Genomic DNA, 23,556 nt, shown 5'->3' with positions numbered 1-23,556 from the left:
TCAAACTAAAACACACCAAAACCCGCGATCTTAGCGGGTTTTTTTGTGCGATATATACTTATTTTGCTAGCCATTTATTGATTTCTTCGTACATAAAGTCACGAATAAGAGGTTGTGCTTCTTTATTTGGGTGTAGGTTATCGCTTTGCATTAATTCCGGTTTGTCCGCCACTTCTAGCATAAAGTAAGGCATAAGATAGCTATTGGTTTGCTCAGTTACTTGTTGGTAGCTTTCGGTAAACATACTGGTATAACGAGGACCTAAGTTCGGAGGAATTTGTATTTCCATTACGGCAACGTTAGCACCTACTTGTTGGCTAGATTGCACTAGTTGTGTGAGATTCGCCTTCAACCTTTTTACAGGGAAGCCGCGCAAGCCATCATTACCGCCCAATTCGATTAGTACATGAGTAGGCGAAATAGCTTTCAATTGCTGATTTATTTTTGCTACAGCATTACCAGTTGTTTGACCGCTAACGCTAACATTGATAATTTCGATCGGATTTTGTTCTGTTTCGTATTTATTTTGTAACAATTTAACCCAACCATCATCTTGTTTCAGGCCATAAGCGGCGCTTAAGCTATCACCAACTATCATGAGTTTTTGCTTGGCATTTGCGCTTAACGGCGTCATTACAATAACAAGTATGAACAACAACTTTAGGAAATAGTACTTCATGTCAGTGCTTTCTCAGTTAAATATGATCCAAGTAAAAGGCCTTACTAAACAGGTCTCTACCGTTGAAGGTAATCTCACTATCCTTAGTGATATCGATTTCACTGTCAAGTCAGGAGAGTCCGTGGCTATCGTTGGCGCTTCTGGCTCTGGTAAGTCAACCTTACTTAGTTTACTTGCCGGCTTAGATATCGCATCCAAAGGAGAAGTTCACTTAGATGGCGAATCATTGCAAAAAATGGATGAAGAAGCTCGAGCTCAGCTGCGAGCAGAAAAAGTCGGCTTCGTATTTCAGTCATTTATGCTAGTGCAGAGCTTAACGGCACTTGAAAATGTGATGCTTCCTGCTGAATTAGCTGGGGACAAAGGTGCAAAAAATCAAGCTACAGAGTTATTAGAAAAGGTTGGCTTGTCTCATCGTCTAACGCACTATCCTTCACAACTTTCGGGTGGTGAACAGCAACGAGTGGCCATAGCCAGAGCCTTTGTTGGTAAACCCAAAATCTTATTCGCCGACGAACCATCGGCCAATTTAGACAGTAAAAACGGCCATCTTATCGAACGTTTACTGTTTGACCTAAACAAAGAGAATGGCACCACTTTAGTGCTCGTTACTCATGATGAGCAACTCGCCCAACAGTGTGACCGCATTATTCATATTGAAGCTGGGAAACTAGAAGTAATAAAACAAGGAGCAGCAGTCAATGTGGTTTAAGTTAGCACTTACTTTATTCTCTAGGGAGTTTAGACGAGGCGAGCTAACCATCATTTTAGCTGCAATTGCGCTTGCAGTATTGACTGTGTTTAGCTTGTCTTCCATTACTGAGCGGATCCGGTTGAACATAGAACAAAAGTCCGCTGATTTTATCGCTGCTGATAGGCGGCTTTCAAGCAACCATGATTTTGACGACAGAGTATTAACCACAGCACGAGAATTTGGCTTAAATACCGCCAAGCAAGTTTACTTTGACTCTATGTTATTTGCCAACGATGAGTTAATACTTGGCTCATTAAAAGCCGTAACAGAGACATACCCGCTTAGAGGCAAGCTTACTTTAAGAGACAGCTTAGAGGGCGAGAATTACCAAATACAAGCTGCCCCAAAGAAGGGCAATGTATGGCTTAGCGAAGGCCTCTTTTACTCACTAGGCCTAAAAATTGGTGATGAAGTAGAAATAGGGGCAGGGCAATTTACCGTGAGTAAGGTGCTCATTAACGAGCCTGATGCGCCTTTCTTTTCGCTGGCGGGTAACAAACGCGTTCTCATCAATTATGATGATATTCCGGTGACTAAAGCCATTCAACCCGGTAGTCGGGTATTTTATCGCCTACTATTTTCGGGCTCAGAGCAACAATTGGGAGAGTATTACACTTGGCTCAAGCCGCAACTCAAAAGCAATCAATCTTGGCAGGGAATAAAAGACAGACAATCACCTTTAGGTGAAAACTTAGCTCGCTCAGAGAGCTTTTTGCTCCTTGCTGGGCTCTTTGGGATCATGCTTGCTGCTGTGGCGATGGCGGTATCTGCAAAGCGCTATTGTGAACGTCAATATGACCCCGTCGCCATGATGAAAACGCTCGGCGGTAGCCGAAAAACTATTCGCCGAATTTATCTTTTACATCTCTCTTTAGTGACCTTTTTCTCTGTTGTGGTTGGTCTCGTCATTGGTTATGGACTGCAAAATGTTGGTGCCTCTTACCTAATTAACTTTATGGATACAGCTTTGCCAGAAGCAGGGTTTAGGCCTTGGCTGCTGAGCATTGCCGTGGGTGTGGTGTGCGCCATGATGTTTTCACTGAAACCACTATTAGATTTGTTTGATATCCCGCCGCTACGCGTCCTAAGACGCAACCTTGGAGATACTATCGCGATTAGTCGAATTCATATGGCACTCTCAGTTTTAACTATCTTTGGATTGATGTGGTTATTTAGTCGTGACATTAAGATCACCGCGATTTTATTCGGCGCAACCTTGCTACTGATGGTCGTGTTGTACGTGATCTCACGACTCTTATTTTCAGCGGGTAGGAAACTGGGGTTGAGCCCAGGCTCAAGTTGGTCTCTTGCCATTGCTACGCTACAAAAGCGTGCTAATGCAAATGCGGTACAGCTCATTAGCTTTGCCCTCGCTATCAAATTAATGTTGTTTTTAGTGGTGCTAAAAAATGACATGATCTCAGATTGGCAGATGCAAGTGCCAGAAGACGCGCCCAATGCGTTTTTTATCAACATCACGGAACAAGAAATTCAGCCAATGCAAAGCAAACTCGATGAAAGTGGCATCAAACATGAACATTTTTATCCCGTATTTTTGGGTCGTGTCAACGCGTTAAATGGTGAAGAGTTTGCACGCCGAGTCTCACTGCAAGAAGGTGAAGAAAAAGACGAAGATGCTCGTGATGGGGTAGGGCGTGAGCTCAATCTTACTTGGTTAGATGAATTGCCAGCGGGCAATGAAGTAGTCGATGGCAAGTGGTTTGATGACTCTGATGCGCTTCAAGTTTCCGTTGCTCAGGGGCTTGCAGAGCGAGTAGGAATAAAAGTGGGTGATACGCTTAGCTTCCTAATCAATAGTCAAACACTTGAAGCTAAAGTGACGAGTTTACGTAGTGTCAACTGGGGGTCGCTGAAGCCTAATTTTGTGATGATATTTAATGATAAAATCGCCGGCCAATTCCCAGTGACTTACTTTACTGCCGCGAAGCTTGAAACAACCGACACTAAGGTGATTAGTCAATTCTTGAAAGCGTATCCAACAATTAGCATGATAGATATTCAGAGCCAGCTTAAACAGGCACAGTCGATGATTTCTCAAGTCTCATTGGCGATTAGCTTTGTACTGAGTATTGTACTTATCAGTGGCTCTTTGGTACTAATTTCTCAGGTTCAGGCAAGCCTCGCCGAACGTATGCAGGAAATCGTTATTTTACGTACGCTTGGTGCTAAAGGTCGTTTAATAAAGCTCGCCACGCTTTATGAGTTTTTATTACTTGGCGGATTGGCAGGGCTGGTAGCTGCTGTGGTCAGTGATATTGCACTTTTTGTGATCCAAGTTCAAACGTTTGATGTGGATGGTCGCTTTCACCCTTATATTTGGCTGTTAGGGCCAGCCACAGGCGCAGCGTTCGTTGCCGTGATTGGTTACTTTATGGTGGCGAACACCATGAAACAAAACACGCAAGGGCTACTACGCAAACTCGCATAAAGCACTTGTCAGGCTTAAAAAGTGGCTCACTGTTTTCATCGATGAGCCACTTATCTCGCAAAAGCAAAACTCCATCGCCTTGATCTTTACAAACTTCAATTACGTACCTACCTTTAAGTAGGGCTACGCAGTACATATGCGAAACCAAAGGATATTAAAAATGGATAGGATACCGGTTAAAGGCATCATTTTTGACCTAGATGGCACCCTAGTGACATCTGAACTCGATTTTTCACTTATTCGGGCGCAAATAGGCTGTCCAGTGGGACAAGACTTACTCAGTTTTATCAGTGCATTACCTTCACCTTACATGCGTGAAGAAGCTATGAACATCGTCCACCAACATGAGTTGTGTGATGCACAGCACTGTGATGTTATTCCTGGAGTTAAGGAGTGTATTGCACAACTTTCGAGAATGGGAATTCCGCTAGCCGTTGTGACCCGAAACTTTGCAAAAGCGGCGCGATTGAAGCTTAAAACAGCGGGATTGCCAATTCCATTGATTTTAACGAGAGACGACGCGCCAGCCAAACCAGACCCAGCCGCACTGCTGCAAGTTGCTCAGACCTGGCAAGTGCCACCTTATCAATGTGTTTATGTTGGCGATTACCTCTACGATATAGAGGCGGCACATAACGCCAATATGCCGTCATGCTTGTTTGCCCCCAATGACAAACCTCACTACGCAGAGCAAGCAGATGTTGTCATTAGTCACTTTGCAGAGTTAGTTGATGCGCTGCACACGCTAGACATGAGAAGGCACCGCTACTTAGCCTAACGCGATAATATTAAAGCTATCAGTTATGTGTTATTTGATAGTTTGCTTTTTTGCCTTCAGTTGACTCAAATGATCCTTTGTCACCCACAGCAATATCGTCAACATCGCTCTGTATCACGGTAAAGTTGCTCTGTGCTTTCCCGTGCTTAAAGCGGCCGTTGTGCATCAATACAACCTTACCTTGTTGCCCAGAAAAGCCCCCGATTACTGCTTCAAAGCCATTAAACTCAACATCTCCTGCTTCGGTATAGTGAAGTTGATAATAAACTTCGCTACTGCCTTCAATTTCGCCTTCATAACTGAGGCTCACCACGGCTTTTGAGAGTTTAGCTCCATCATCAAATTGTTTTTCTGTGGTTTCTTGCCAATTGATAATTTCGTACACACCTGTTAGTTGCATCGTTTATCCCTTAATTTTATAGTGGAAAAGTTTGACCTTGCTCTGCAGTTTTATGCAGCTTGTTTTAAATCTAGCACGCGATTTCAAATTGGTATTGTAAAAACGCGACAACAAGCGAAGAGCTTTATCCATAACAAGGCAGCGATGAAATCTAACCATAGCCAAATTAACGGCGTACTTCACCAACAACAAAGCGCGCCAAATTACCAGCTCAGACGGTATTTCCCATCTACAGAGTTAGTAGGTCTTATCGAGCAGTTTTGGTTTGTCGACTGGTGTTTGCCGGATAATAAAACCCATACACAAAGAAACCTACCAGATCCTAACTTTCATTTGCTGCTAGTCAGTAATGAAATAAAAATTATTGGTCCTGTAAGCAAAGTATACGATTACACAATGCGCGGAAAAGGACAGATCTTGGGGGTTAAATTTAGGGTCGGTGCCCTAGTGGAGCAATTTGATATCACCCCTTTGACATGTATAGACAAAACCTTTTCTTTGGAGTCTCTCTGCGATGTACCGTCGAGCTCACTTATTGCTCCATTAACGATGGCGAATGATGATGCAGAGCGGGTAAAAGTACTATCACAGTTTTTAATGCCATTGACACCCCCCTTAAGCATAGGTGCAGCTATGGCTGAAGATATTCTCAACACCTTACAAGATCGCAGCGATATTTTTACGGTTGAGCAACTGGCCGAACAATGCGACATGCCAATACGAAAAATACAAAGGCTCTGCCAACATTACATCGGCTTTAGTCCCAAATGGCTAATTCGGAAGTATCGCCTGCACCAAGCGCTTGCAATGCTTGAATCCGATACGAGCACAATGGCAGACATTGTGGCTCAGTTGGACTATACCGATCAGTCCCATCTTATAAGAGATTTTAAAGAAATAATCGGCACCACTCCCAATCGTTATCTCAAGCTTCCCTAACAGGTAGTGTGCCTATGTGTGTTGTAATGCCCCTTTACAACACCACAACGCAATGACAATTAAGCTTCAATCGCTTTACAAATTAGTGCAATTGCACCGCTTGTCATCGAGGCATCCAACGCTTCTCTATCTGGGTTACACTCCATAGCAAGTGCAAAACCATGTAGATAATCAACCAGTAAGTTAATCGCATCTTGTTGTGCCTTTCCTTGTAAATCAAGCGATTGAGTGATCTCCTCAAATCGAGTTTGAAATACTTGAGCTGGACCTACAGAGTCCATTGACAGTAGCACAGTTAGCAATCCTGGATAGTCGTCGAGTAGCTGTAAATAACTTGCACTGAGCTGTTGTAGTTCTGTTTGCCACTTTTCAGCGCAGCTAGGTTCATAGATTTCATCGACTAAAGAGCAAGTCAAAGCCTCGAGCAGAGCCTGTTTGTTTTTAAAGTAGTGATAAATAGCCATTGCATCGACATTTAGGCAGCTCGCCAACGCTCGAATACTAGGCACTTTTCTACTTTCCTTCATCTGCAATTTGGCTGTTTGTATGATCCGCTCCTGACTTAGTGCTTCATCTTCCGCTAGCGGTCGGCCACGCTTTTTATCCTTGACACTCATTGTTTACTCTCGCTAAGATAAAATAAATTCTACAGTGTAGAATTTATTTTATCTTGAAATGGTATAGGGTTCAACCGGAGTATAAAATGGCAAATATCGTCTATATTGGGGCAAGCCTCGACGGCTTTATCACGGATAAAAATAACCGCTTAGACTGGCTACACGAATTACCTAACCCTGAAGGTTTAGACTTGGGGTTCGCCGATTTTATGGCCCGTGTAGATGCCATCATCATGGGGCGAAATACCTTTGAGACAATCCAAGGGTTTGATTGCGAATGGCCATACAACAAACCTGTTTTTGTATTGAGTAATACACTTAAAGAGGTACCAAAAGTCTTTGCGGATAAGGTATCGCTTGTGCAAGGTGAACTGACAGATATCGTCGAACAACTTGCTCAGCAGGGCTTTAAAACCCTTTACATTGATGGCGGAAAAACCATACAAAGCTTTCTACAACAAGATCTCATTGATGAGCTAATAATCACAACTATTCCAACTATTTTAGGTGGTGGAACACCTTTATTCGGAACACTAAATGAGCCGCTTAAATTTAAACATGTGAATGCTGTGAGATATTTAGATTGCGTGGTAAAAAATTACTACGTACGGCAAAGATAACGCCAAGAAGGCGCTTAAAATAAGCGCCTCAGTATTAAGCGCACTGCTTATCACCTGACGTAGCTTCCATATCTGCATGCTTTAACTGATATAAATCACGCCAAAGCAGAGGGATGATAATAACAGTTAACGTGATGTTTGAAATAGGTACCGCAAGCCACACCCCATCAACACCAAACCAAAAAGGTAATACGTATAAAAACGGCAATTGCACCAACATGTTTCCAAGCGAAATAGCCAAGGCTTTACCGCCTTTGCCAACCGCAACAAAGTACATTGAGGTAAGAAATATAAAGCCATCCAAGAATAACGTGGATAGATGTAGCTGCAAACCACGCTCGGCCGCGTTGAGCAAAGCTAAATCCTCACTAAAGAGCCCAAGTACATACGTCGGAAATAGATAAAACACCGTTACCATCACCACACCAAAACCCAAGCTCACTTTGAGCGCTAGCTTAAACATAGTGCGAATGCGCTGGTAAAGGCCAGCTCCAAAATAATAACTGATGGGCGGCTGGACACCACTGGCCACACCTTCTGCAATAAAATAGTAAATAACGCCAAGGTAACCAACCACAGCGAAAGCCGCCACCTCAACTTCACTGGCAAATATCAGCAACTGCTTGTTATGTAACGCAATGATAAAGCCAAAATACAAGAACATTACCAACCCTGCAGCGCCTTGCTTAAATATTTCGAAGATTAGAGAGAGGTTAAGTGCCCCTCTCGGCTTATTTTCTCCACAGGAGTTGAGTAAAAAGTAAAGCGCGCCAAGTGCAACTATCCCTTGTGAAATTAGCGTAGCAAGTGCAGCGCCGAGTAGTTGCCAACGTAATTCTACAATCATAAAATAATCGAGTACTATGTTGCAGAGCGCCCCTACAATCAGCAAAGCCGTTGCAATTTCCGGTTTACCATTGTTTCTTAGTAGCAATGGTAATGCACCTGCTGCGATTGTGACCCCGGCCCCCCAGTTCAATATCTGTAAGTAGTCTAAACTGGAGTGTAAAAGTTCACCTGAAGCACCTTGTATCTCTAGTAATGTCGGTCCGAATAATACAAGGATAGTTATTACAAACACAGTCAACATGGCGATAAGCCAAAAGCTTGTGCTTATCAATTGCTGCGTATTTGTATTGTCGTCAGCACCACGATAAATCGATAGCAAACTACCAGATCCCATCCCCACTAGAACACCAAAACCGATAATGATCCCTATAATGGGCCAAGCAAGGTTTACAGCGGCCAACCCCTGAGCACCAAGGTAGTGACCAATAAAAATACCATCGACGATTTGGTACAATCCATTGACCATCATTGCGACAACGGCAGGGATGGTGTAGCGCCAAAAAGTGCGGGTAACGTTAGCGTCCTCAGTTTGTGTTTTGCTCGTTGAATCTAACAACATGATGAAATCCTTAAGCGTGAAAAGTGGTTATTATCCTTGAAATTGAGATTGGTCAAAGTTAGTATCCATCCGAAATTCGGATAGGTTAATCATTATGCATTGGACACTCGATCAACTTGAAGCCTTTGTCACCGCAGTAAGGCTGGGGTCATTTTCAGCTGCGGCAAGGCATTTGGGAAAAGCGCAATCTCGTGTCAGCACCTCAATTGCCAATCTGGAAGCTGATCTAGGTTTTGCACTTTTTGACCGCTCAGCCAGACTACCGGTGTTAAATCAAGCTGGTCTCGATCTGTTTAAAGAAGCCGAAGCGGTGCTTATGCAATGTCAGCGACTGCAATCAAGAGCCAATTCACTTAATTATGGTGAAGAGGTGTCTCTCACCGTTGCTATGGATGAAGCTGTACCCATCATCGCATTTGAGTCTTTGTTTGAACGACTAGCTCAGCAATTTCCGCTATTAAAATTAGCTATTATCAACGGCTCCCAAGACGATATTGCGCAATGGGTGAGTGCAGAAAGGGCTGAGATAGGCATTTTATTTCACCAGAAACCATTACCAGAATCGCTGGATTTCACCTCAATTAGCAGTTTTAAACAAGTCTTGGTCTGCTCCCCTCATCATCCGCTTGCACAACACCCAGCCCCGAGTATTGAGGAGTTAAATCTGCATCGACAGCTTGTAATACGTGATCGTATTGGAAATACTCAGTCACAAGCCATATCTACAAGTCACTGGCATATCGATAGTTACTATTACATCATGGGTTTAGTGATTAGAGGGGTTGGTTGGGCGTTGGTACCTGAGCATGTTGTCAACACGCCGTGGTATATGGGCGAACTCGTTGAGCTGTCAACTGAGCATATTCCTAACCCTCTAATTGTCGAAATGGGTATAGTACAACGTAGAGACCAAAGTAAAGGACCTATCGTCCAGTGGCTCTATAACGAAATAGCAAACTTATTCTGATCTTCATGCTTGCGTTAGACTTAGACTATATTTGCTGTCGTTAAGCTGGCGTTTTTAGTAAACAGATGGTTAAATTAGCGTGTTTTGGATAAATCGCTTTTAGTGCGGTAGCATAGGTTCACGTATACGTAGTAGAGTGGCATATAGCCAGCACATCATATTTAGGAGAGCGTGGTCTTAGCATTTAAGACCGCAGTTAGGATACATTATGTTTGATAAAAATACGCTTATTGAAGCCTATGAAAATGTTTTAATTACACTTATTAAAAAGCGCATCAACGAACTACAGTTTTATGTAAATCAAAGCGCCTACTCGCATATGTTATTATCTGTTGAGTTTTGGCATTACGATGTAAATTGGAATATCTACAGCCTGCCGGAAAGTCATTTTGAACAGCATAAAAACGTTGCCTCAGATGAATTTATTATTTTATCTGACTTTGAAGAGGACTGCCCAGAAGTCGCTAAGTTAAGAGATATTTTTGAGAGTTGGGAGGAACTAGAGCTCGCTGAAGATGAAGATGAGAACATGGATCTGTTATTCAAGCTTTCTCATGGAGCACTCGCCGAAGCGCTATGCGGAAACGAAGTTAAACCACTATTGTCAGACCTCTTCGCTGAAAATAAGGCGCTAAAAAATAGACCATTTAACGAGCTTATCAAAGTAGAAGATCCAGACGGACGTTTTGATCTCAACTTTGTGGAGGCTGTTGCTTAGCAAACCATTAAATAAACCTATACAAGATACTTATTGGCTTGCTTTAAAGTAGGTAAATTTCACTGTGTAAACCCCTGTTGTAAAGGGGCTTTACACGCTAGTTCATTTCACGTGCCTTTGTGATGGCGATTTGAATCGCAGCTTTGGCCTGTGGGCTGTTTTTCCAACAAGTTGTTCGCAACATAGAAGCGACCCGCTCAGCAATTTCTTCAACTTCATAGGTCGCAAGTTCGCTTAAACTACAAATACCGATTTCTTCAAAACGCTTTATCACCGTAGGGCCGATTCCCTTGAGGGCAAGTAAGGTGTTTTTTTCACTGTCAGAGAAAACCATAGAACAGCTATTCTTTTCTTTATCCAAACATTCAACATTGCGCGATAATATTGAAATTCTATCACTATCTTGACTTGAGAAGTCTGGGTCAACATAAATGTACATTCTTGTGATCAAGTTATCAGAGAGTTCGAACACACTACAAAAACGGCCAGACGAAATTTGATTATCAGGCCAGTGTGTACCATCACGCATTACTCCACCTTCTTGTCCTTCAACAACTACTGTTTTTCCCGACACGATGAAATTAAAATGTGCAATATCGTGCCAAATACTGTTTAGTGAGCTGCCTATTTTATCACCAAATTCAAGTAATGCTTGTTTACCTACGGCGTCACCAAACTTTGGAAAAAAGAACGTTACTTCATCATGAAATAGGTCTAAATAGCTAGAGTCTCCAGCATCAACCTTTTTAAAGTACTCGGTTACTGACTCAATTAAGGTATTTTTATCCATAGTGTTTTCTTCCTAATCCTTGCAATTAATTTGTGATCTCACTCTCTTTATTAGGGCAAACGAAATAAAAACAATATAAGCAATCTCAATTACAAGGTTTGTATACCACAATAAGGAGTGGTAACTTATTGATGAATATAAGCTAAAATCGATTTAAAGGGAGTTCAATGTTCAAGCTAAGACCATTCCGAGCCAATGATGTCGCCAATATAGTCGCGATTTTGAACGATCCTGATGTTGTTCGGTATTTATCAACAAAAATTCCGCAACCTTACACCGAGCAAGATGCAATATGGTGGATAAATGAGGGAAGTAAACACGGCCATATTCGAGCGATATGCGATGGTCAGCAGCTTATCGGCTGTATAGGTGTTAATCCTGGCGAGTTTGAATATCAGCGCTCTGGTGAAATAGGCTATTGGCTCGCAAAAAGTCATTGGCGTAAAGGAATTACTCATAAAGCCATTTTACACATTACGTCAGAGGTATTTAACGAGACCAGTATTGAACGGATCTTTGCCGCCGTATTTGACGACAATCATGCATCAATGAAGCTACTAGAGAAGTCAGGTTTTGAGCAAGAAGCGGTGTTAAAACGCGCTATATTTAAAAATGAGCGTTTCTACAACAATCACATTTTTGCCTTATTAAAGCCTTAAAGGGGCGGTTGCTTAGTTCAACCGTAAGTAGGCTACTCAAGCAACCCAGTAGCTCCGTATTAACCTAGACCAAAGTAAGCGCTATCTCTAGCGACTCAATCTGCTTTTTTAAGCTTGGATTGATTTCTTCATCGGTAATAATTGTGTTAATTTCGTTAGCGGTAACAATCTGATAAGTAGCGACTTTATCTAGTTTATGGCTCGGTCCCATAATCACAGTGTGATCGCTTTGACGAATAGTCGCAGAGAGGATCTCCGCTTCTTCGATATAGCTTGCACTAAAACCGTGGTGAATATGGAACGAGCAAATCCCCATAAAAACAATATCAAAACGGATCCGTTTCACCATTTCGATCGCCGTCATGCCTACCACCCGCATTGCAGGTTTAAACATAGGACCGCCTAACACAATCACATCCACTAATGAATGGTAGGCCAGCTCTTTGGCGATTAGTGGACAACCCGTAACCACCGTCAACGGCATATTTTTAGGTAAGTGCTGAGCCAAATAACGGCATGTCTCGCCAGAATCAATCACTATCGTTTGTCCAGGCACGAGCATCGCTAAGGCAGGTTCAATATAACGAATTTTACTGGTATCGGGCTTATCTAAACGCTCAATATAGTCAGGAGTATTATCCTGCAGCGCTAAAGCGCCACCATGAACGCGCCGCAGGAGCTTAAGTTCAGCCAGTTTGTTTAAATCCCGACGGATTGTGTCTTCGCTCACATCAAGCGTTTGCGCCAAGGACACTGAGGTGATCCGCCCTTGTAAATTAAGCTGATCGAGAATGAATTGATGACGTTCTGCCAATAGCATTGCATGTTCCTGCATGTTTTTGCGTAATTTTACTTGAAAAAGATCGAGATACAAGCGTATTATTTGCATGAATATGCATTTTAAAGCTGGTTTAATATAGGTTAATGCCTGTTTGTGCATGAAACATTATCATAAGGAGTAAAAATGGCACTAAATTCACTCAACCTGAACCACTATCAGGGATTGATATTCGATATGGATGGCACACTTGTTGATTCTGAAGTTGCAGTACGACAGGCCGTCGCGCCTTGGTGTGAGAAACATCATGTCGATTTAGAAATGGTATTAACTACGGGCAGAGGTGCACGTTTCAAAGACTTTATAGAACAATTTACTCCGCATTTAGATTGCCAGCATGAAGTCGAGCTGTTGGAACAAGCAGAAGCCGATCTTGCCCATACCGTAACAGCCATTCCCGGCGCTAAATCGTTTTTAAGCGAAATAAAAGCACAGCAACGCAAGTGGGCCGTTGCAACTTCTGCAAATCGTCATAATGCAATTGCACGACTCACCACAGCAGGTTTATCTATTCCTGAAATATTAATTACCGCAGATGATGTTGGGCAAGGTAAGCCTCACCCTGAGCCATTTTTATTGGCGGCCAAACGACTGGGAGTGGCAACCTCTAAATGTCTTGCATTTGAAGACTCAGATCAAGGGGTAAGATCCGCACTTAACGCAGGCTGTGAAGTAGTCGTAGTTAACCGTTTTTGTACCATTCAACATGACCATATTGTTGCCCGTATCAATCACTATCAGGATATCTACTTATCAGAGGAAGTAAGCAAATGAAAACATGGCTGACAGGCTTTTATCAAACGAAAGATACCTACTGGGATTTCGCCGGTGTGCTCTTCGGCGGTATCGGGTTTATCGCATTATTAGGTCAGCTATTCAGTGAACTTGAGCGCCAAGGCCCAACCAACTTGTCCTATACGTTTTTAATCGGGTATGTTCTGGTATTTAGTTTTTGGCTGATGTACGGGCTGAGATTTCAGCGGCTGGCAATTATTGTTACCAATGTACTTTGCTTATTCTTGCAGATCTTAATTTTACTAACTGCAATTTTGCGTTGAATTATTGGTAAAGCTGTTCCAACAATGGAGCGTAGTTAATCTTATCGGTGGTCTTCTTATTTTCAAATAGATGGCAAAAATAAAAGAATTTACTCTACATAGGGATAGTAAAGATCGAGTGTGATTTTTGCTTTAAGTCGACGATGGTGGCTTAGATTGTTGTTGTTGAGGGGTTGGATCAATATTTAACTAACGGGCCCAACTCCTTTAGCCTCTTGGATCAGAATTTTACCAAGCTAATTCTAAAAATAGATTAATAGATCATATTTTTACTAACTAATGAGGAGAATTTAGTTGGGTAGATCACTATTTTACTAACAATATCGTAATTGAGTTGGTAAATTTGCGGTGTATAGCGCAATTGTTGCTGATATTTTATGCTAAGTGGTGTGGTTTCAATAGCTTAATGGAAAAGTGTTAGTAAAATAATGATCTAAAAAGGCGCCAAAGATGGCGCCTTAGTTAAAATATGATCCAGTACAGCGTACTAACCAGCATACCTATGATGACTAGGTAAAATAGTGATCTGAAATAACTCGGTTTAGTTGCAAAGATAACGACAAGGAGTAGCACAGCTAAGGTCGTATAACCAATAAACTCTAAGCTACCGTAGGTTCCCTGAGTTGTAAGGGCCAATGCTAAACTTCCGCAAAGGCAAAGCCAGCTGGCAATGGTTAATTGGCTTGTTACGTTACCTTTTGGGCGTGTGCCAAATACTTCTTTATAGTGATTGGGTTTTGCTACTGCAAAACCCATAAACGCAAGTAGACAAAGTAAAAACGTTAGCCATTCCATTAGGCAGTTACCTCGCGCTTTGCTTGGCGACGTGGTGTCGTTGGCGCTGCTTTGGTACTGCCGAGCTTTTTAGCTTGAACTAAGAAACCGATAGCGATACCAATAGCTATTGCATCAAAACCAAATAATACCCACTGACCATTAATGAAATAGCTTACAAGGTTGCCCTCTGTGGTCAGCATATTTACGACAGGCAGTAAGCCCCACACGATTGCATTCACTTTCGCAGATAGCAGCCACGCGAGCCTATTCGACTTAAAGAGCGCGGCCAGAGTGAATACTCCCCAGGTAACAAAGAACGCCAGAACTTCTTTGTCTGCACGGCTCGATAACTCCATTGGAAGCAAACGGTTTGCATAAAAGAACATTGCCGTTGCGGCTGGTAGTCCCATAATGGTGCCTAAATTGAGCGACTCCACAAGCCTAAGGCCTACACCCGGCTTGTCACCACCTTTGAGCTTTTGGCGCAGTCTTTTTGCCCACATAACAGCACCCGTTGCAATCATGGCACAGCCTGCCAATCCCGCGATAAAGTACAGCCAACGCAAAAGCGGCTCTGCTAAGCGCCCTGTATGCAGTGCTATCATTCCGCCGTAGAGATTTTCAGCGCCAGACAGTGTCACATTGTGTGTTTTTAACAACTCACCTGATGCTGCGCTATACATCCAACTTGGTGGATCGTCCTGCACGGCGCGTTGAGCATTGGCATAAAGCTTTATCGTTGCACCTGAGTCTCCTGGTGATGAGATCACAATGCGGCGAAGTGGTGCGTCGCCAGAGTTAGTAAAATAATGATCTAATGCTTTGTTTAATGCTAGATCCGTTAGTGGCTGTCCTGTTTCAGGGATCTCAGCAAGAAAGGGGTAGCGCTCGGCTCTGAGCGTTTTTGTATCTTCAAAGCGCTGTTCTGCAGGTTGTGGCAGTAACATAAAAATAAGCGTTACTAAGCCGGTGTAAGTGATCATAATATGAAACGGTAATGCCACTACTGAAGAAACGTTGTGAGCGTCAAGCCAGCTTCTCAACCCTTTCCCGTTTCTAAATTGGAATAGGTCTTTGAAGATGCGCTTATGGATCACCACGCCAGAAATAAGCGCAATTAGCATAAACAGAGTTGCAAAACAAACAATCCAACGCGCGGTGATTGCGCTCATGTAATGCAAATCAAAATGCAGTCGGTAGAAAAAGTTACCGCCTTTGGTCTCCCTAAACTCAGGAAGCGCCTCCAGCGTTACAGGGTCAAGATACTCAGAGTGACGTTTTCCGCGCCTTTCTCCTTCGGCTGGCTTTTCGGAGTACATCAATAGCAAGCTCGGGCGACGCTCTGTTGGCATCTCAATACGCCAAGACTCGGCGTTTGGCGCTATCTCTTGAAACCGTTCGATACTCTTTTTGACCGTTTCATTTTGTTGGGCACTATCATAATGAGGTAAATGGTGCGTTGCTGGTTGCGCCCATAGACTGATCTCATGTCTGAAAAAGCTCGCAGTACCGGCAAAAAAGATTAAAAACAGCAACCAACAAACGAGTAAACCCACCCAAGTGTGTAACCAAGTCATACTACGAAAAAATGACTCTCTCACAGGGAGCCTCCAAAATGCGTCAAAGTGCCGTAGAGAATACAAAGTAGTCCGATCATGCCAAGAAATACCTTTTTAAAAGAGCGGCATCCAAACACCCAAATAAAGACAATGGCGTAAAAGACGATGCCGGTTGTTAATGCATATAAAAGCGCATCTAGGCGCGTAGTTGGTAAAGTTAAAGCCAATAAAGATGAAGCTAAAACGGTCACATAATAGCCGCCGAAAATAGCGATGAAAAAGCGTGCTAGTACTTCAGCTTTATATAAAATAGCCTTATTATTTGTGTTATCCCGACTAGGCATAGCACCCCTTTAAAAGACAGCAAACGTAATAGAATATTATCCAATAATTTGCATCTAAATGATAGTGATTCGCACTTGTTTTAAGTCGAGTGGAGTTGTTTTAACGACTAAGTACTTTAAGTTTTGCTAGTTAAATGGGGTTTTGAATATGGTTATGTCATAATGATCCTTGGTGATGTTGGGTAAAATAAATAAGGGAAGATGGAAGTTTTTGAACGTGTTAGGCAATGCAAGCTGTGCGATAAAACGCTTCCTATGGGGGCAAAACCTATTATTCAAGGCAGTTGCAAGGCTAAAGTGTTGATTATTGGTCAAGCACCGGGATTGAAAGCACATCAAACCTGCCAGCCGTTCAATGACCCTAGTGGAGGTAGATTGCGAGACTGGCTTGGTGTAAGTCGAGCGCAGTTTTATAACCCAGATCTATTTGCCATTATGCCAATGGCATTTTGTTACCCAGGTAAAGGGAAGTCTGGAGATTTACCACCGCCGAAAATTTGCGCGCCAACTTGGCATCACCAGGTGCTAGCTACGCTCACTCAGGTGTCGCTGACACTACTTATTGGGCAATATGCGCAAAAGTGCTACTTAACGCAATATTCATCGGTAACTGAGGTGGTTAAAAATGCTGACTTTTCCAGCCAAAGTCATCTGCCATTACCGCACCCAAGTCCTCGCAATCAAATCTGGTTAAAAAAGCACGATTGGTTTGAAAAAGACAGTGTACCGCAGCTAAAGACAAGAGTTTCAGTTGCACTATCGTCTTGATAGTTATGAAATTAATTTTTAATTAATGCTTTTTACTTAGATTTTAAGTTAAAGGTAGTTATATAGGTTTAAAACTAAGGAATAAAGGTCATATCAGTCAATATTCATAATCATTTAGTTGCGTAATTACGAGTATTACCTCATACTCCATCCTGTTTACATAACGAACATTTATTAACATTTTCAAAGGACTTGATAATGATATACAAAACTACCGGTTGGGCTGCTGTATTACTCTCGCTCATCGCATTTTACCCTAGTATACAACCTGGTGCGTTTTCTGTAATGGGCTTCTATCTGTGCTTATTTTCCCTCATTATCGCAGCGTTTGCGAGCCACATGGATAAACCGATTTATTTTCGCAGCGTGATCACATTGTCTCTTATTAACATTCTATTGGTTAATGATGGGACTCGTGCAAGTCTTTGGTTTGGCCAAAGCGATTGGGTTTATATTGGCTCTATGTACGGGATCTTTCTAGTCGTAGTAAGCATTTGTGGCTTTTTGGTCAGTCGAGACCTTTTTGTATCGACGCTAGAGGGCAAAGCTGAGACCGAGTAGGATTCAGTGCACAAGCGGGAGCTTGTACACTGGGTCTATGCGCTTAATGTGCAACTAGCGACTGGGCCACACTTGTGGTCGGGCGACCAATCAACTGGCTGAGCGCATTACTCTGGGTTGCCAAATATCCTTTTTGCGCTTGTGCCTCTGCGTCAACCAGTAATGCGGCAAAAGTTGCTGGCACGCCTAGATCAACCAAGTGGACCAAATATTCTTCATCAGATACAAACTTTGCTTTTACTTCAACATGAGTATGCTTTGACACAGCTTGTGCCAAACCTTCAATTGTAAAAGCGTTATCGCCAGCCAGTTCATAGACTGAATTATCATGGCCAGCGCTACTTAATACGGTGGCAGCAGCCAGTGCGTAGTCTGCACGAGCGGCGCTGTTGATTTGAGCTTGCGGCGCAATTGAGGTAATGGCATTATTTGCTGTAAATACAGGCACTAAATCAGTGTAGTTCTCGTTATACCATCCATTTCTCAGCATGCTATAAGCCACGCCGCTTGCCCTCAAATAAGCCTCTGTTTCTTTGTGCTCTTTAGCCAGCTCCAGTGGTGAATCGTCCACATTCAAAATACTGGTATAGGCAATTAAGCGCACTTGGTTTTTCACAGCGGCGTCAATAACTGCTTTGTGTTGAGGTGTGCGGCTTCCGATCTGGTTGCCGGAGATTAGCAGCAGTTTTTCAACACCTGCAAGTGCTGCGTCAAGTGTGTGCGGTTTGTCGTAATCAGCTTGCCTTACGGTGACCCCTAAATTGGTGAGTGCCTTTCCTTTATCGAGATCTCTGACTAGAGCCACAATATGTTTGGCTGGTATCTTCTGTGCCAAAAACTCGATAACTAATTGACCTAATTTACCTGTTGCGCCTGTGATTGCGATCATGATGTATACCTCTTTTTAAAATGAGAATGTATTGGATGTGGCTATTATGGGTGGTAATTTTTGTTATCATAAGTGGGTTAATTCGATATGGTGAGTTCTGAAATTGAGTACAATAGACTTAAATGCATTAAAACTCTTAGCAATATTTGCAACGGTTGTGGATGTGGGAAGTTTTGCTCAAGCCGCTAGAAAGCTCGCAACTAGCCGTTCTAGAGTGAGTGAACAAGTGTCTCAGTTAGAGACTATGCTAGGCGTTAGACTACTGCAGCGTAGTACGAGGCAACTCACGCTAACGCGAGAGGGGCGTGACATTTTGGCTCAAGCACATTCATTACACGCTATTTTGGATGATGTTGAGGTATTACTAGATAACAAAGAGCCTCATGGTATGGTCTCAATAACCATGACACACGACACCGCACATAAATTTCTGTTACCAAAACTACCTGAGCTCACGGCGCGATATCCGAAGATCCAATTAAATATCATTGTTGATGATGACAAGCGCGATATTATTAATGACCAAATAGATCTCGCTATCAGGGTTGGCTTTCCTAAAGACAGCGCACTGGTTGCAAGGCAATTACATCAAGAATGTTTTAAGCTCTATGCAAGTCCTAAACTGATAGCATTGCATGGTTTACCGAGCAAAGACACACAGCTAAATCAGTTACCTTGGTTACTGTTAGAGCAGGCTAAATCAACGGGGATGACACAATTTTATCGTGGTGGTGAAACCATAAACTTTACACCAACTCAAGTGCATTGGTGCAATTCTCCTATGTTGTTACAACAAATGACAGTGGCAGGATTAGGAGTTGCGCAGTTATTGCCTTCTACTGTGAAGCAAGAAGTTGAGCGTGGGGAGTTACAAATGATCTGTCCAGAGTTAAGTAGCGAGCAATTGGTGTTTTCTCTCATTTATCCATCGCGTAAACAAATTCCACCTAGGACACGGGCGGTAATTGACTACCTATTGGAAGCGAATCTGTTTGGATAGCTTTAATTCTTCTTAATAGAATGATTCATGATGTTTTTACTAATTTAATTATTTTAAAGCGAACGTATACTTTCTTCCATCGGCTCATCACCGAGAGCCAATCCAATACAGTCTATATTTATCGAGGAAAGTATCATGAACCTAATTAACATCATTAAACCGAACAGTACAATGGCATCAGTATTATCTTTATTTGGCCGAGTAGGGCTATCAGCCATTTTTATACTGGCTGCGATTAATAAAATCCAATACTTCGAAGGTAATGCTGCATACATGGCTTCAAGCGGATTACCAAGCGAGCTGCTGCCATTGGTTATAGCCTTTGAATTGATAGGAGGGCTTTTCATTCTTGCGGGAGCATTTACTCAACTGACAGCAATTGCATTTGCAGGGTTTAGTATTGTCAGTGCGTTGCTGTTTCACTTTGATCTGGCCGACCAAATGCAGTTCTTAATGTTTTTTAAAAATATTGCCATGGCTGGTGGTTTTCTCGCACTTGCCGCGTCAGGTGCTGGTAAATTCAGTATCGATAGTAAGCTCGTAGAGAGTAAGTAATTACAAAATAAAAGCGCACAGGGTTGGGACCGTGCGCTTTTGGTTGTCCTGTTACGCCTGCTTAAATTTAATTTGCGCGACAAAAAATAATGCTAGCGTTTGTGTAATTAGGACGGTCACGTGAAGGTAAACAGGAAAACCCAAAGTTGCATCGATGGTCGAAAGCGCCAACTGGGAAATATGGAAAGTGGGCAACAGCCAAGCAAACCATTGCATTGCTTCAGGAAATAGCCCGATAGGCAGCCACAGACCTGAAAGCAGCGAAAGTGGTAGGTAAACTAAATTAACCACCGCAGGTGCCGCTTTTGCTGACACTGACAGCCCAACTAACAACCCTAACATACACAAAGGCAAGGTGCCGAGCAGGGAAATTGTAACCACGAGTAACCATTGAGCTAAACTTAAAGACAAGACGGAAAATAATGCCAGTAAGCTCATTAGGCAGGCTACGAGCAATGAAAAAGCCGTCGCACTCACACATTTTGCGAGCAGATACTGATAGGGAGAAACGGGAGATAGTTGTTTGAGTATCAGCCAGCCATTTTGCTTTTCAAGGGCGACGTTAACGCCAAAGGAAAATAGCGCAGGTCCTATCATGCCAAATATCAGATAATTGATATACATATAGTTATGGGAGTCACTATGACTGAACACCACGCCGAAGAAAAGATAAAATAAGCAAGGAAATAGTGTGGCTGGGATCACAAAACCCTTACTTCTAAATGTGCTCAAAAGTTCAGTTTTGCTTTCAAGTATAAAAGATGCAGTGTTTATCATGGTTAAGCGCTCCTAGCATTCATCAGTGATAAATAAGCCTCTTCGAGGCTCATTGGGGCTACATGTAAATTGCGAATAGAAAATTTTTCTAATAACTGCTGCAAAATATGATTTGGCTCATCCGTCAAGATAGTGAACTGATCGCCTTTAATATTCAGGTCTATCATAGGTATCGCATTAACCAGTGCTGCAGCAGACAGGTCGCTGGTGAACTTGATTTGTGAACGACGATAGGTGTTGGCAAGTTCAGGTATGTCGTTAAGCTTGGTACATTTTCCTTCTTTTAAAACTAACAATTCATCCGCTAATGCTTCTGCCTCGTGAAGATAGTGTGTGGTAAGGAGTACCGTTTTACTTTGTTGTTTTAACGTGCGTACGGCCTGCCACAGCTGCTGTCTTGACTCTACATCCATACCAACACTAGGTTCATCCAAAAAAACAATGTCGGGATTGCCTACGAGTGCAATTGCCATAAACAGTCGTTGTTTTTGCCCCCCAGATAACGTATCGAAAGTTTGTTCTAAAAATGGTGTTAATTGGCAGAGTGAAATTAAACTCTCTAATGGAATTGGGGCTTGATGGTAACTTGCAAATAACGCCAGAAACTCCCTCACCTTGGTTTGCAGAGGTAGCCCGCCTAATTGCATCATGGCACCCACGCGCTGGCGGCAAAAGTCAGACTCAGGTTGGTGGCCAAGAACAGAAACTCGTCCTGACGTGGGTCTTAGTCTGCCGAGCATTATGTTGATCAAGGTGGTTTTTCCTGCGCCGTTTGGGCCAAGAATGGAATATACCTTACCCTGTTCAAGCGTAAGGTTTAGATCTGCTAATATCGGCTTAGTATTGTCGTATGCAAAACTGATATTTGATAACTCAATGGCATTGCTCACCGTCTTCGCTCCTACTTAACTGTACGATTTGCAGTATGCTTTGCTTTAAGGTGAGATGTGAGTGAGGGTTGTCAGAAAATAAAATGACAAATGTAATGACTTGAGAGGATAACTCACAGGCGTAGAATTATCTGTGAGTTATAGAGTATTACAGCCCTGTCATTTTTGATAAATGCGTGGAGAGGACTAGCTGAATTTTAGTGTCAGGGGCCTTTACAGTAAATAAAGCCTCTTCGAAATCGCCTTTTGACAAGCTATCGTGAATGTTGTTTGACAGTGCGTAAGGCTCACTAGGCATCCCCATAAATGGGAAAATCATTCGATCCATGCCACCGTCACTATCTTCGTCGTGGATAACCTGAATAGCGTATTGACCTGCAGGTACGTTTTCAAAAGTGACTCTGGTGTTGGGCGTTTGCGGCGTAACAATCAATTTGCGAAAAAAGTTAGCATCAGGATCATTCACATTTTTGTCGCTGTGGTAGTCAGCGCTGTTGTCAAATAACAGTACCAGCATTTGACCATCGGTATTGGTGACATCCGTAATTTCAACCGTTAGATTGGTTGGGGGACCTGTAACCGTATTTACACTTACCGGACTTGTTGAACTACACGCCGCAAGTAATGCCAGCGCAAACAATAGACTTAGGGACCTCATCCTTTGCTCCTATTAAGGGTTAAATTGTAGCCCCTCTAGCTTGTCAGAGAATAATCTAATTACAATTAAAAATTGTTCAATATGGTCGGTATCAGAAGCTGTTCAGACCAGTGATTGACGGCGCTACTTATGGTTTGTGATGTTCGTTCTTTTTAATCGAACAAAATAGCCAAATTTGACTAATTTTATTCTCTCGCAGGTTTGATAGGCTAACCATTAAATTATTGAGCTGAACGTATTACTTCATGTTCAGGCGAATTTGAGAGCTATTATGAAGATTATTCGAATTAACAAGGCACAGGCGACACGAGATGGTGCTGGTGTAAATATTAACCGCATCGCTGGATTTGATGGCAAGAGTTTAGATCCTTATCTCATGATTGATGAATTAAAGTCAGATAATCGCAATGACTTTGTGGCTGGCTTCCCACCGCATCCACACCGAGGCATTGAAACCTTTACCTATATTCGCAAAGGTGGCTTTGAGCATAGAGATCAAATGGGTAATATCAAAGCCATTCGCAGCGGTGATGTACAATGGATGAGTACTGGGCGTGGTGTGGTGCATTCAGAAATGCCGCTAAGTGACGCAGAGGGCATGCATGGCTTCCAGATTTGGTTAAATATGCCAGCAAAAGACAAAATGCGAACGCCTAAATACCAAGATACAACTGAGCACCCTGTGCCGCAAATAGCGATAGCAAAAACAGGTCATTTCAAAGCATTGGCGGGCACATGGCAAGTGGCAGGCGAAGTACTGACATCGTCATTACAGTCTCTTTCAGGCGGGGGAGCACTTGCAGATGTGGCTTTAGCTGCGGGAAGTCAATTGCACCTTGAACTGGTTCAGTTTGGCAAGGTGATGATTTATATTCATACGGGCAAACTTGAAAACTATGGGGAGCAAACGTTGCTTGAGCTTGACCCAAGCCAAAATTTTGATCTCCTCGCGACGGATGATGTTGGCTTTTTGATCCTTGCTGGGCAGCCAATTGAGGAAAAAATAGCGTATATGGGACCATTTGTGATGAATACTCAAGAGGAGCTTCATCAAGCAGTAAAAGATTATCAACAAGGACGCTTCGGCGATATTGTATAGGGGGT

At 42.7% G+C, this 23,556-nt stretch carries 28 protein-coding genes and 1 pseudogene; 15 read left to right on the top strand and 14 right to left on the bottom strand.

Annotated features, from left to right (window positions below; translation table 11 throughout):
* Nucleotides 1-58: 58 nt before the first annotated feature.
* Complete coding sequence (locus DRB05_RS11190) at nt 59-679, bottom strand: arylesterase (protein WP_128727015.1); 621 nt, start codon at nt 677-679, stop codon at nt 59-61.
* Between DRB05_RS11190 and DRB05_RS11185 the strand changes: the two genes are divergently transcribed.
* From DRB05_RS11185 to DRB05_RS11175, 3 genes are all read left to right on the top strand, one after another.
* Nucleotides 678-1,391 carry an ABC transporter ATP-binding protein gene (locus DRB05_RS11185; RefSeq protein ID WP_010376092.1) on the top strand — a complete coding sequence of 238 codons (714 nt, stop codon included), beginning with the start codon at nt 678-680 and terminating at the stop codon, nt 1,389-1,391. The genes DRB05_RS11190 and DRB05_RS11185 overlap by 2 nt on opposite strands.
* The gene (locus tag DRB05_RS11180; protein ID WP_128727014.1) at nt 1,381-3,882 is read left to right on the top strand and encodes an FtsX-like permease family protein; all 2,502 of its coding nucleotides are present in this window, start codon (nt 1,381-1,383) and stop codon (nt 3,880-3,882) included. The genes DRB05_RS11185 and DRB05_RS11180 overlap by 11 nt, the downstream gene beginning before the upstream one ends.
* 160 nt (nt 3,883-4,042) lie before the next feature.
* Complete coding sequence (locus DRB05_RS11175; RefSeq protein WP_128727013.1) at nt 4,043-4,660, top strand: HAD-IA family hydrolase; 618 nt, start codon at nt 4,043-4,045, stop codon at nt 4,658-4,660.
* A 19-nt stretch (nt 4,661-4,679) separates the two neighbouring features.
* Here the strand turns inward: DRB05_RS11175 and DRB05_RS11170 are convergent, their stop codons facing one another.
* Nucleotides 4,680-5,060, bottom strand: a complete 381-nt coding sequence (locus DRB05_RS11170) for a DUF3224 domain-containing protein (protein ID WP_128727012.1) — start codon at nt 5,058-5,060, stop codon at nt 4,680-4,682.
* Nucleotides 5,061-5,081: 21 nt separating this feature from the next.
* Between DRB05_RS11170 and DRB05_RS11165 the strand changes: the two genes are divergently transcribed.
* On the top strand, nt 5,082-5,999 hold the full coding sequence (locus tag DRB05_RS11165) for a helix-turn-helix domain-containing protein (protein WP_240036237.1): 918 nt from the start codon (nt 5,082-5,084) through the stop codon (nt 5,997-5,999).
* Between the two features lie 59 nt (nt 6,000-6,058).
* Here DRB05_RS11165 and DRB05_RS11160 read toward each other — a convergent pair whose 3' ends face one another.
* A complete protein-coding gene (locus DRB05_RS11160) occupies nt 6,059-6,616 on the bottom strand; it encodes a TetR/AcrR family transcriptional regulator (protein WP_128727010.1) in 558 nt (185 codons plus the stop codon).
* A gap of 86 nt (nt 6,617-6,702) precedes the next feature.
* Here DRB05_RS11160 and DRB05_RS11155 point away from each other — a divergent pair, with 86 nt between their 5' ends.
* Complete coding sequence (locus DRB05_RS11155) at nt 6,703-7,236, top strand: dihydrofolate reductase family protein (protein WP_128727009.1); 534 nt, start codon at nt 6,703-6,705, stop codon at nt 7,234-7,236.
* Nucleotides 7,237-7,270: 34 nt separating this feature from the next.
* On the opposite strand, the gene DRB05_RS11150 is transcribed toward DRB05_RS11155, so the two are convergent.
* Complete coding sequence (locus DRB05_RS11150) at nt 7,271-8,644, bottom strand: MATE family efflux transporter (RefSeq protein ID WP_128727008.1); 1,374 nt, start codon at nt 8,642-8,644, stop codon at nt 7,271-7,273.
* Nucleotides 8,645-8,738: 94 nt separating this feature from the next.
* On the opposite strand from DRB05_RS11150, the gene DRB05_RS11145 reads away from it, so the two are divergent.
* Together DRB05_RS11145 and DRB05_RS11140 are read left to right on the top strand one after the other, a co-directional pair.
* Entirely contained in the window at nt 8,739-9,611 is an 873-nt protein-coding gene (locus DRB05_RS11145; RefSeq protein WP_128727007.1) for a LysR family transcriptional regulator, read from the top strand.
* Nucleotides 9,612-9,819: 208 nt separating this feature from the next.
* On the top strand, nt 9,820-10,329 hold the full coding sequence (locus tag DRB05_RS11140) for a hypothetical protein (protein WP_128727006.1): 510 nt from the start codon (nt 9,820-9,822) through the stop codon (nt 10,327-10,329).
* A gap of 97 nt (nt 10,330-10,426) precedes the next feature.
* On the opposite strand, the gene DRB05_RS11135 is transcribed toward DRB05_RS11140, so the two are convergent.
* Together DRB05_RS11135 and DRB05_RS11130 are read right to left on the bottom strand one after the other, a co-directional pair.
* Entirely contained in the window at nt 10,427-10,663 is a 237-nt protein-coding gene (locus DRB05_RS11135) for a helix-hairpin-helix domain-containing protein (protein WP_128727138.1), read from the bottom strand.
* Between the two features lie 39 nt (nt 10,664-10,702).
* A pseudogene (locus tag DRB05_RS11130) lies at nt 10,703-11,119 on the bottom strand (nuclear transport factor 2 family protein); the annotation flags it as partial.
* A gap of 167 nt (nt 11,120-11,286) precedes the next feature.
* On the opposite strand from DRB05_RS11130, the gene DRB05_RS11125 reads away from it, so the two are divergent.
* A complete protein-coding gene (locus DRB05_RS11125) occupies nt 11,287-11,778 on the top strand; it encodes a GNAT family N-acetyltransferase (RefSeq protein WP_128727005.1) in 492 nt (163 codons plus the stop codon).
* Nucleotides 11,779-11,842: 64 nt separating this feature from the next.
* On the opposite strand, the gene DRB05_RS11120 is transcribed toward DRB05_RS11125, so the two are convergent.
* Nucleotides 11,843-12,667, bottom strand: coding sequence for a DeoR/GlpR family DNA-binding transcription regulator (locus tag DRB05_RS11120; protein ID WP_240036236.1), 825 nt, complete (start codon nt 12,665-12,667; stop codon nt 11,843-11,845).
* Between the two features lie 75 nt (nt 12,668-12,742).
* On the opposite strand from DRB05_RS11120, the gene DRB05_RS11115 reads away from it, so the two are divergent.
* Complete coding sequence (locus DRB05_RS11115; protein ID WP_128727003.1) at nt 12,743-13,390, top strand: HAD-IA family hydrolase; 648 nt, start codon at nt 12,743-12,745, stop codon at nt 13,388-13,390.
* Complete coding sequence (locus DRB05_RS11110; RefSeq protein ID WP_128727002.1) at nt 13,387-13,674, top strand: hypothetical protein; 288 nt, start codon at nt 13,387-13,389, stop codon at nt 13,672-13,674. The genes DRB05_RS11115 and DRB05_RS11110 overlap by 4 nt, the downstream gene beginning before the upstream one ends.
* A 462-nt stretch (nt 13,675-14,136) precedes the next feature.
* Here DRB05_RS11110 and DRB05_RS11105 read toward each other — a convergent pair whose 3' ends face one another.
* Genes DRB05_RS11105 through DRB05_RS11095 form a run of 3 tightly spaced genes read right to left on the bottom strand, consistent with a single transcriptional unit; the run spans nt 14,137 to nt 16,354 of the window.
* A complete protein-coding gene (locus DRB05_RS11105) occupies nt 14,137-14,469 on the bottom strand; it encodes a DUF3325 domain-containing protein (protein ID WP_128727001.1) in 333 nt (110 codons plus the stop codon).
* Nucleotides 14,469-16,052, bottom strand: coding sequence for a PepSY-associated TM helix domain-containing protein (locus DRB05_RS11100; RefSeq protein ID WP_128727000.1), 1,584 nt, complete (start codon nt 16,050-16,052; stop codon nt 14,469-14,471). Before DRB05_RS11100 ends, DRB05_RS11105 begins: the two co-directional genes overlap by 1 nt.
* A complete protein-coding gene (locus DRB05_RS11095; protein WP_128726999.1) occupies nt 16,049-16,354 on the bottom strand; it encodes a hypothetical protein in 306 nt (101 codons plus the stop codon). Before DRB05_RS11095 ends, DRB05_RS11100 begins: the two co-directional genes overlap by 4 nt.
* 201 nt (nt 16,355-16,555) lie before the next feature.
* Between DRB05_RS11095 and DRB05_RS11090 the strand changes: the two genes are divergently transcribed.
* Entirely contained in the window at nt 16,556-17,122 is a 567-nt protein-coding gene (locus DRB05_RS11090; protein ID WP_128726998.1) for a uracil-DNA glycosylase family protein, read from the top strand.
* A gap of 198 nt (nt 17,123-17,320) precedes the next feature.
* Complete coding sequence (locus DRB05_RS11085; RefSeq protein ID WP_128726997.1) at nt 17,321-17,683, top strand: hypothetical protein; 363 nt, start codon at nt 17,321-17,323, stop codon at nt 17,681-17,683.
* 43 nt (nt 17,684-17,726) lie between these two features.
* Here DRB05_RS11085 and DRB05_RS11080 read toward each other — a convergent pair whose 3' ends face one another.
* Entirely contained in the window at nt 17,727-18,572 is an 846-nt protein-coding gene (locus DRB05_RS11080) for an SDR family oxidoreductase (protein WP_128726996.1), read from the bottom strand.
* A gap of 103 nt (nt 18,573-18,675) precedes the next feature.
* Here DRB05_RS11080 and DRB05_RS11075 point away from each other — a divergent pair, with 103 nt between their 5' ends.
* Together DRB05_RS11075 and DRB05_RS11070 are read left to right on the top strand one after the other, a co-directional pair.
* A complete protein-coding gene (locus tag DRB05_RS11075) occupies nt 18,676-19,572 on the top strand; it encodes a LysR family transcriptional regulator (RefSeq protein WP_128726995.1) in 897 nt (298 codons plus the stop codon).
* A 135-nt stretch (nt 19,573-19,707) separates the two neighbouring features.
* Nucleotides 19,708-20,127, top strand: a complete 420-nt coding sequence (locus DRB05_RS11070) for a DoxX family protein (protein ID WP_128726994.1) — start codon at nt 19,708-19,710, stop codon at nt 20,125-20,127.
* Between the two features lie 51 nt (nt 20,128-20,178).
* On the opposite strand, the gene DRB05_RS11065 is transcribed toward DRB05_RS11070, so the two are convergent.
* The 3 genes from DRB05_RS11065 to DRB05_RS11055 form a co-directional block, all read right to left on the bottom strand.
* Nucleotides 20,179-20,904: an ABC transporter permease gene (locus DRB05_RS11065; RefSeq protein WP_128726993.1), complete on the bottom strand. Its 726-nt coding sequence runs from the start codon at nt 20,902-20,904 to the stop codon at nt 20,179-20,181.
* Nucleotides 20,905-20,906: 2 nt separating this feature from the next.
* Nucleotides 20,907-21,794: an ABC transporter ATP-binding protein gene (locus tag DRB05_RS11060; protein WP_128726992.1), complete on the bottom strand. Its 888-nt coding sequence runs from the start codon at nt 21,792-21,794 to the stop codon at nt 20,907-20,909.
* A gap of 148 nt (nt 21,795-21,942) precedes the next feature.
* Nucleotides 21,943-22,452, bottom strand: coding sequence for a DUF2141 domain-containing protein (locus DRB05_RS11055; protein WP_128726991.1), 510 nt, complete (start codon nt 22,450-22,452; stop codon nt 21,943-21,945).
* 271 nt (nt 22,453-22,723) lie between these two features.
* Between DRB05_RS11055 and DRB05_RS11050 the strand changes: the two genes are divergently transcribed.
* Nucleotides 22,724-23,551, top strand: a complete 828-nt coding sequence (locus DRB05_RS11050; RefSeq protein ID WP_128726990.1) for a pirin family protein — start codon at nt 22,724-22,726, stop codon at nt 23,549-23,551.
* The last annotated feature ends 5 nt before the right edge of the window (nt 23,552-23,556 follow it).

The organism is Pseudoalteromonas sp. A757 (assembly GCF_004103285.1).
Classification (GTDB): Bacteria; Pseudomonadota; Gammaproteobacteria; order Enterobacterales; family Alteromonadaceae; genus Pseudoalteromonas; species Pseudoalteromonas galatheae.
This window is presented reverse-complemented; position numbering and strand designations above follow the sequence as displayed.

What these genes read in the sequence shown, in the direction of transcription:
- DRB05_RS11070 (WP_128726994.1), top strand. Translation starts at nt 19,708, where the DNA reads ATGAACCTAATTAACATCATTAAACCGAACAGTACAATGGCATCAGTA.
- DRB05_RS11135 (WP_128727138.1), bottom strand. Translation starts at nt 10,663, where the DNA reads ATGGTTTTCTCTGACAGTGAAAAAAACACCTTACTTGCCCTCAAGGGA.
- DRB05_RS11095 (WP_128726999.1), bottom strand. Translation starts at nt 16,354, where the DNA reads ATGCCTAGTCGGGATAACACAAATAATAAGGCTATTTTATATAAAGCT.
- DRB05_RS11105 (WP_128727001.1), bottom strand. Translation starts at nt 14,469, where the DNA reads ATGGAATGGCTAACGTTTTTACTTTGTCTACTTGCGTTTATGGGTTTT.
- DRB05_RS11085 (WP_128726997.1), top strand. Translation starts at nt 17,321, where the DNA reads ATGATATACAAAACTACCGGTTGGGCTGCTGTATTACTCTCGCTCATC.
- DRB05_RS11180 (WP_128727014.1), top strand. Translation starts at nt 1,381, where the DNA reads ATGTGGTTTAAGTTAGCACTTACTTTATTCTCTAGGGAGTTTAGACGA.
- DRB05_RS11140 (WP_128727006.1), top strand. Translation starts at nt 9,820, where the DNA reads ATGTTTGATAAAAATACGCTTATTGAAGCCTATGAAAATGTTTTAATT.
- DRB05_RS11150 (WP_128727008.1), bottom strand. Translation starts at nt 8,644, where the DNA reads ATGTTGTTAGATTCAACGAGCAAAACACAAACTGAGGACGCTAACGTT.
- DRB05_RS11175 (WP_128727013.1), top strand. Translation starts at nt 4,043, where the DNA reads ATGGATAGGATACCGGTTAAAGGCATCATTTTTGACCTAGATGGCACC.
- DRB05_RS11050 (WP_128726990.1), top strand. Translation starts at nt 22,724, where the DNA reads ATGAAGATTATTCGAATTAACAAGGCACAGGCGACACGAGATGGTGCT.
- DRB05_RS11110 (WP_128727002.1), top strand. Translation starts at nt 13,387, where the DNA reads ATGAAAACATGGCTGACAGGCTTTTATCAAACGAAAGATACCTACTGG.
- DRB05_RS11185 (WP_010376092.1), top strand. Translation starts at nt 678, where the DNA reads ATGTCAGTGCTTTCTCAGTTAAATATGATCCAAGTAAAAGGCCTTACT.
- DRB05_RS11160 (WP_128727010.1), bottom strand. Translation starts at nt 6,616, where the DNA reads ATGAGTGTCAAGGATAAAAAGCGTGGCCGACCGCTAGCGGAAGATGAA.
- DRB05_RS11090 (WP_128726998.1), top strand. Translation starts at nt 16,556, where the DNA reads ATGGAAGTTTTTGAACGTGTTAGGCAATGCAAGCTGTGCGATAAAACG.
- DRB05_RS11190 (WP_128727015.1), bottom strand. Translation starts at nt 679, where the DNA reads ATGAAGTACTATTTCCTAAAGTTGTTGTTCATACTTGTTATTGTAATG.
- DRB05_RS11170 (WP_128727012.1), bottom strand. Translation starts at nt 5,060, where the DNA reads ATGCAACTAACAGGTGTGTACGAAATTATCAATTGGCAAGAAACCACA.
- DRB05_RS11080 (WP_128726996.1), bottom strand. Translation starts at nt 18,572, where the DNA reads ATGATCGCAATCACAGGCGCAACAGGTAAATTAGGTCAATTAGTTATC.
- DRB05_RS11155 (WP_128727009.1), top strand. Translation starts at nt 6,703, where the DNA reads ATGGCAAATATCGTCTATATTGGGGCAAGCCTCGACGGCTTTATCACG.
- DRB05_RS11145 (WP_128727007.1), top strand. Translation starts at nt 8,739, where the DNA reads ATGCATTGGACACTCGATCAACTTGAAGCCTTTGTCACCGCAGTAAGG.
- DRB05_RS11055 (WP_128726991.1), bottom strand. Translation starts at nt 22,452, where the DNA reads ATGAGGTCCCTAAGTCTATTGTTTGCGCTGGCATTACTTGCGGCGTGT.
- DRB05_RS11120 (WP_240036236.1), bottom strand. Translation starts at nt 12,667, where the DNA reads ATGCAAATAATACGCTTGTATCTCGATCTTTTTCAAGTAAAATTACGC.
- DRB05_RS11115 (WP_128727003.1), top strand. Translation starts at nt 12,743, where the DNA reads ATGGCACTAAATTCACTCAACCTGAACCACTATCAGGGATTGATATTC.
- DRB05_RS11065 (WP_128726993.1), bottom strand. Translation starts at nt 20,904, where the DNA reads ATGATAAACACTGCATCTTTTATACTTGAAAGCAAAACTGAACTTTTG.
- DRB05_RS11125 (WP_128727005.1), top strand. Translation starts at nt 11,287, where the DNA reads ATGTTCAAGCTAAGACCATTCCGAGCCAATGATGTCGCCAATATAGTC.